Origin of the sequence: Gilliamella sp. B2911, assembly GCF_026536965.1 — a bacterium.
GTDB classification, from domain to species: domain Bacteria; phylum Pseudomonadota; class Gammaproteobacteria; order Enterobacterales; family Orbaceae; genus Gilliamella; species Gilliamella apicola_E.
On sequence record NZ_JAFNNA010000016.1, the window covers coordinates 50,793 to 52,211 of the forward strand.

1 pseudogene is annotated in these 1,419 nt (G+C 36.3%); it reads left to right on the forward strand.

Going from position 1 to position 1,419, the window contains the following annotated elements:
• A pseudogene (locus J3U27_RS11120) lies at window positions 1–655 on the forward strand (hypothetical protein); the annotation flags it as partial.
• Window positions 656–1,419: the final 764 nt, after the last annotated feature.

Below are 1,419 nucleotides of genomic sequence, written 5' to 3' on the forward strand. Positions count from 1 at the left end.
GGATAAGAACTTTCCGACTACAGCTGCTAACAACATGTACTTTGATTTAAGCATTGCAGGTAATAAACAAGCATTGTCTTGGTCTCCGGTCTCGCGTGGTGGTATCACGGCGACTATGACCAATTCTACAGCGACAGGCGTACGGGTTACCTTAACTGGCCCTGTTGCAACCGAATCTCAATGGAATTCCAGCAATCCTGATCCTATTACTATGCCTACTTTGCCCCAGACCTTCGAGTTAGTTGGTCGAGATAGTAGTGGTAACGCTATCGTTAAATATGGATTTACGTTAAAACAATGGTTTGTCAACCGAGGTAAAACTTATTACAGCTATCCTAGCATGGAATCCTGGTGTAACAGTATTGGTTATCGCCTGCCTAAAGTTAAGGATTTAACTAATGCAAAACGTTATGAAATTACTGGAGGTACACCTTCATCATCAGGTGATTATTATATGCGTACAATTGGTGCAGGCTTTATTGCGGAGTGGGGTAATATAGGCAAATATGATCGAACCAACTTTGACGCCGTCCAATGGTACTGGACCAGTGATGAAAAAAGTTTGAGCCGGTTCGTTGTTTTTCCTAAAGATGGTCATGTACATTGGGCTGATCCCTCGTATGATAATTCGGTAGGACTTTGCACTTATCCTTAACGCTTATTTTTTCGTTCTTAATTACATTAAGGTTTAGGGAGGGATTAGGAACGGAAACGATTTTATGGCTTCACGATACATAAGCACCCGCCTCGGCGGGTTTATTTTTGAGGTTTTTTATTGCAAAAAAAGTTGAGGAGTGGGGTTTTTGGGGGTTTAAATTCTGTTTTGAAATATTGTCTTAAATAAATAATTCCGCTCTAACTGTGGTGCTTTTTAGTAGCTGTTTTTTGCATCAAAAAAAGTTGAGGAGCGGGGTTTTTGGGGGTTTAAATTTCGCTTTGAATTATTATCTTAAATAAATAATTCCCCCTTAAACTGTGTCGTTTTTTAGTAGCCGTTTTTACATCAAAAAAAGTTGAGGAACGCGGTTTTTTGGGGTTTTAAATTTCACTTAAAAAGTTTTAAATGATCAAACTTACTAAATTTCTAATTCAAAGCCCTAAAATAAAATTTTTGAGGATCAATCGCTCTAATTTTAAAGATTTGTAATTGGAATATCTCTAATTAAAACATCAATTAACCAATTATAATTTAGATCCTTTTTAGATCTGATTTACAAAAGTTAACGTAAATGAGCGAAAAAAAATGTTGCATCGTGTTTTTCCAATCACTATACTTTTTACACGGTTTTAGCTAACAGGCTAAAATTTAACAGAAAAGTATAAAATTGTAAATAAATCAAAAAATTACTTGACAGGATTGTCACATATGCATTATAATTTTCAACAGGCAACAGGCAACAGGCAACCTGGCCAACCTAT